Source organism: Vibrio zhanjiangensis (assembly GCF_030161235.1).
Classification (GTDB): Bacteria; Pseudomonadota; Gammaproteobacteria; order Enterobacterales; family Vibrionaceae; genus Vibrio; species Vibrio zhanjiangensis.
Genome location: NZ_BSPW01000031.1, coordinates 1 through 5,301, shown reverse-complemented (window position 1 = coordinate 5,301; position 5,301 = coordinate 1). Strand labels below are relative to the sequence as shown.

Below are 5,301 nucleotides of genomic sequence, written 5' to 3'. Positions count from 1 at the left end.
CTGGGTACTATCAAAACAGATCAATCACTTAAAGTCATGTCCGAAAATCGGGGGCCACTTCTATCTAATATGATCAATTGAGGTACATTTCTCTCTATAAATGCAATCGCGTCACGCCCTGTTTCAACGTGAAAGAGATCGAACGGCTCGTCTTTAACATATTGTTTATACAAAATAGCCAGAGATGTAGAGTCTTCAATTAATAATACTTTTGCTCTCATGTGACGTTATCCTCTATTGTTCCTAGCCAGCCGGCTCTATAAAGCCTTGTTTTTTTCTGTACGCTAATGCTGCAAGAGATTTTTCAGCCAAGTCATTTAGCTCATCTTTTAGCTTGTAGGCTTGTTCGACTTCATTTTCAATGCACAAATGTTCTATTTTCCTCGCGAGGTTAGAGAGCACTCGATTACCCAGAGCGAGCGAAGAACTGCCTAGCGTGTGACTCTCAAACTCAAGTGTTTCTTTGTTCTTCTCATCCATTGCTTGATAGATTTTGTTTAGTCTCTCTTGAGATTCTTCAAGGTAGTGCTCAATTAGCATAGGCAGTACATCAGCACTCGTATCTTCTATCATCTGTTCTAGTATTGTTTCGTCGACCAGTTCCAAATTCACATGTTCTCCCTGATTCGCGGTATCGTTACTTGATTGGCTTGACTTTATTGACGGCTCAGAGCGAGTGACTTTGTGTGAAGAATTGCCCGAGTCGTCACCTAAGAATAGATTAATTTTTTCAATTAGTTGTGATAAACGAACGGGTTTTGCCAAATAATCATCCATGCCAGCATCAAGGAACTTCTCTCGGTCACCAGCGAGTGAATGTGCAGTGAGAGCTATGATGGGTATTTGACTGACCACTGGATCGGAATTTTTGCGTATCGCTCTACAGGTTTCCATGCCATCAAGTTTCGGCATCGAAATATCCATAAAAATGAGGTCGTAGTGATACTGAGCTATCATTTCTAAAGCGCGTTGGCCATTTTCGGCAATATCCATGCTTAGGTTTAGCTTTTTGAACATCTCTTGTATAACAAGCTGATTTGCCCTGTTATCTTCAGCTACCAATATGCTAACGTCAGACACGTTCAGTTTTAAATCGGTTGGTGATTTTGGTGGGGTACCGATATGTTGCTTGGCCAATTCTAAGCGGATGGAAAATGAAAAGGTGCTGCCAATAGAGGGAGTGCTCTCTACTTCAATGTGCCCATCCATTAGTTCACACAATCTTTTGCATATTGCCAAGCCTAATCCAGAGCCCTCATGACTGCGAGAGTATGTTTGATCTGCCATGGTGAATTCGTCGAATAGAAAGTCCATGGCGTTGCGGCTTATTCCTATACCAGTATCAATGATCTTGCAGGTGATTTCTGCGTGCGTACTCTCCAAGTCTGCAGCGTGTATTTGCACGGAAACACTGCCATTTTTTGTGAATTTAATAGCGTTACCAATAAGATTATGGAGAACTTGTTTCACACGGTTTTCATCACCGCAAACATTCGAAGGGACTGTTCCATCGATAGTACAACTTATCTCTAGAGCTTGTGCTTTAGCGGCGGGTAAAAAAGTTGCCACGACACTTTCCACGCAATGACGAAAATCGAACGGCCTGTGTTCAAGTCTAAGTGTATTGGACTCCATCCTTGTAAAATCTAAGATATCGTTGATGATGCTCAGCAAAAATTGTCCAGATTCTGTTGCGGTATTGACCAACTTCTTTTGCTCTGGAGTGAGTTTTGATTCTTCTAAAATATTGAGTATTCCCAGTACACCATTCATAGGCGTACGGATTTCATGCGACATGGTTGCTAAGAAGCGGCTTTTTGATTCATTGGCTTGTTCCGCTTCGGAACGAGCTTGTGTCAAGTCTCGATAGCTTTTCTCAAGTTGTCTCGACATGTCATCAAATGCACGAGCAACGTCACCTAATTCGTCCTGAGACTTATCGTTGATTTGATACCCCGGACCTTGCTCACTGACCGTATTAGCTGCTTCGATTAGCTTGACTAAGCTTTTGGTAAGGTAAGTTCCTAAGAAGAAAGAAAATATAGCGACAAGTATCACCTCTACAGAGGCAATGCCAATTATTGATTTTTGGGCATTAACGAGCATGGAATTGATTTCCGAGACCTCAAATCCAATATCGATTGTACCGTAATAAACGCCAGAGCTTACGACCTGTCTGCGTGTGTCAAAAATGCCATCATTGACGGTGTTCAAGCTGAAGTCTTCAGACATCCCACGTTCTAGTATAGATGGCTCTCCCATGCTGGATAACTCCTTTTCACCACGCATGACCTTTATATAGACGATATCCTCTACGGTCATAAACTCTCTGACTAGATCATTTAGGGTGGCGATATCTGTAGAGATCATCGCATCCTTAGCGGCATGCACAAACATTTCAGCAGTGGAGTTAGCTCGTTGAAGCAGTTGTCGCTCATTGGATTCTGACAAAAAGCTCATGGCGCTGAAAGTTAGCGCCATGAGCATCACAATCTCAATGAAAGCAATACCAAGGATAGTTTTAACTCTAAAAGACATAACCTATGCCTCCCAAGCTTAATCAAGTATTTTGATGTTCAGTGCGCGGACATCATCCCAGTCACTGTCTTGCGCTGAAACAAAACCTTTTATTTTGAGTTGTTCTAACTGAGTTTTAACCATTGGCGATGTGTGAAGTTGTTCAAGCGCTGCTTTTAACTTTAATTCAGTTTCAGCAGTTATACGAGGATGGACAGCGATAGCGTGTGGTGTAAATCCTTTTGTTGTCCAAATAGGAACGAGCTGTTTTCGTGTCGTTTCAGGCAACGCATTGAAAGTGCGTAGAATCCCACCTCCGGCAGGAAAGAATCCTTTTGCTACAGATAAATATACAGAATCATGAGAGGAAACATAGCTTGGCGTAAATTCAATGTTCGCGCTTTTTAGGTATGACTGTGTCAGTATTGTTGCCGCAAACGCCGCTGGTGAAGGGAAGGCTAACTTTTGATTTTGAAGCTGCGTAAGTTCGGTAATCTGACTGTCTTTTCGTACGACAATAATACCTTTTATGACTTTATCTTTCGCTTTGGCTGTTGCTCTATATCCAGGCGCTTGGCTAAATACGGTGTAGTGATAGGGATTCATATAAGCAATATCAAACTCTCCCTGAGCAAGCTTCTCCTCATATGAGGGGATGTCGGGAGTGGTCGCAAAAATGACTTCTTGACCTATTGCACTTGATAAGTATGACACAATTGGTGCCCATTGTTGTGCCAGCCGACTTGCTGATTGCTGAGGCACAACACCGAACGTTAAGGGAGCACTTAAACTTAGACTTGGCAATAGAGTAAGCAGCGTGGCGGCGAGATACTTTTTCATATATCGTCCTCTAAGCACTATGAGCTAAAAATTCATTGGTGATTAACGACCTACACCATCTTTCACGCAGTGATTTAGGCAAAAACTTTAATCGGTTTAACTCCCTTGCCATTTCTTGTCCTAGAGTAGCTTGATTTTTTAAGTTTAATACCGAACCCAAAAATGAAATCTTAGGAATATTAAGCAGCTCCTGAGATTTTTTTATTTGTCCGGTTGAGGTTTTCCCGCCCATAACCACTAATATTGTCTGGTCACAGGCGCTTGCCACTACCTGTGCGGGAATGTTTCCTCTATTAATATGGAGTAATGGAGAAGTATCGCATATTACCCTGTCATAGTGTTGCAGCCATTTATCGACAGTAATGCTCAGCATTGCGGGGTCTTTGTAAGCGAGTAGTGTTGATGTTGTTTTAGGAACAGGCATTCCAGTGAAGAGTTGATGAGATACTTTATGTTCTAGTAACACTCCGATATTATCTTGCGTTGAATCCCCATTAAGTACAGGTTCGAAAGATGGATGAAATAGGTTTAGATCAACGAGCAATGTTTTATGTCCTCCTAACAAATACCGTTCGGCGATTGCAGACGCCACTGAAGTGACACCGTCACCTGAGTTGCAGCCCGTAACGCAAAGAGAACGTGCTTCACTAAATTCAGCCGCGAGATAAATTTGTTCTACTTCAGTTAAAGTCGCTGGTATGCTCATTACAGTGCTCCTATTACTACAATGGTTGTTGTTAAGCGCAAGATATCCTCTAAGCCAACACGCAGTCTTTCTAGTAGCCCTTCACTTCGGTCTGGAATGTATATGGTATCTCCAGCGCGAAGAACAGGGAGCTTATAAACATTGGCAGTTTTGCTGAAATCGATAAGATCAAATGTCCGAGCTTGGCCTTGGCAGCATGACATATTAACGATGGAAATTTTTTCCAAGTAAGCTCTGTCTGAAGGACCACCGGCTTCGGCGAGAATATCCAGAATGGTCATATTGTCATCAAAGACATAACGGCCTGGGCTGTTGATGGCACCAAGTACGCGGACTGTCGATTCTTTACTTCGATCAAGCCAAATTTTGTCTTTTTCTGGTATGTAAATGGTGTCTCCCATGGTAATACTGGGCAAGAGGCTTTCATCACCAGTTTCAAAATAGAGAGATAAATTGAGTTTACTGACTTTCGAATAACTTTTGTCACGATGGGTAATTTTTATATTGTGAATATCAGCATCTTTTGTCGGACCATCGGCTGCCGATAAGATATCTAAGAAATGCATTTCGTTGGTGAAACGATAACGACCTGGAGCGTTGACTTGGCCGAAAACATAAATTGAAGCGTCTGAACTTTGCCTCACCCATTGTGATTTGTTGTCGCTTGGATCTTGGGGAAGATCGTGGACTCGAATAATAGTACCTGCTCTAATTATTGGAAGATCTGCGGAAGGTGCGCCATCCAAAATAAATTTATCGAGATTGAACACGATCATTTGACCATCAGGTTCAACCACTTCAATTTTTGACGTATCGGCTCTTAGTGTTGGGCCACCTACGTGTGCTAACAGGTGCATCATGTCCATTTCGTCTGACCATTCTACACGCCCAGGTCTCACAACCTCACCGATGACGCTCACTGCACGATCCGGTGCTATTTTGAGCCAAGACTTTTCGTTCATGTCTGTTTTTTCAGGAACAAATATCGCATCGCCAGCGACAATTTCTGGCGGTGGAAGGGCAGTACTGAGACCTTCGGTATAGGCCGTTAAGTCAAATCTGACCACTTTACCATCGGCTTTAAGAATACGTATCTGTCGTGATTCTGCGTATCTGGTTGGGCCGCCTGCATTGGCGAGAATGTCCATAAATGATGCTCCTTTTTTTCCTTCGTAATGTGATCACCAAGCGATTCTGTCGTACCTTAATTACCAAGCGACTTTGTCATTACGTTAACT

3 protein-coding genes and 2 pseudogenes are annotated in these 5,301 nt (G+C 42.6%); all 5 read right to left on the bottom strand.

All coding sequences use genetic code 11. The features are described 5' to 3' along the window. Window positions 1-23: 23 nt before the first annotated feature. A pseudogene (locus QQK21_RS09260) lies at window positions 24-221 on the bottom strand (response regulator); the annotation flags it as partial. 22 nt (window positions 222-243) lie between these two features. Next, window positions 244-2,538 (bottom strand): HAMP domain-containing hybrid sensor histidine kinase/response regulator, encoded by a 2,295-nt coding sequence (locus QQK21_RS09255; RefSeq protein WP_284191911.1) that lies wholly within the window; start codon window positions 2,536-2,538, stop codon window positions 244-246. 18 nt (window positions 2,539-2,556) lie between these two features. Beyond that, window positions 2,557-3,357, bottom strand: a complete 801-nt coding sequence (locus tag QQK21_RS09250; protein ID WP_284191910.1) for a phosphate/phosphite/phosphonate ABC transporter substrate-binding protein — start codon at window positions 3,355-3,357, stop codon at window positions 2,557-2,559. A gap of 10 nt (window positions 3,358-3,367) precedes the next feature. Continuing rightward, complete coding sequence (locus QQK21_RS09245) at window positions 3,368-4,063, bottom strand: P-loop NTPase family protein (RefSeq protein ID WP_284191909.1); 696 nt, start codon at window positions 4,061-4,063, stop codon at window positions 3,368-3,370. Then, window positions 4,063-5,238 (bottom strand): annotated as a pseudogene (locus QQK21_RS09240) (SLBB domain-containing protein); the annotation flags it as partial. The pseudogene QQK21_RS09240 and the gene QQK21_RS09245, both read right to left, overlap by 1 nt. Window positions 5,239-5,301: the final 63 nt, after the last annotated feature.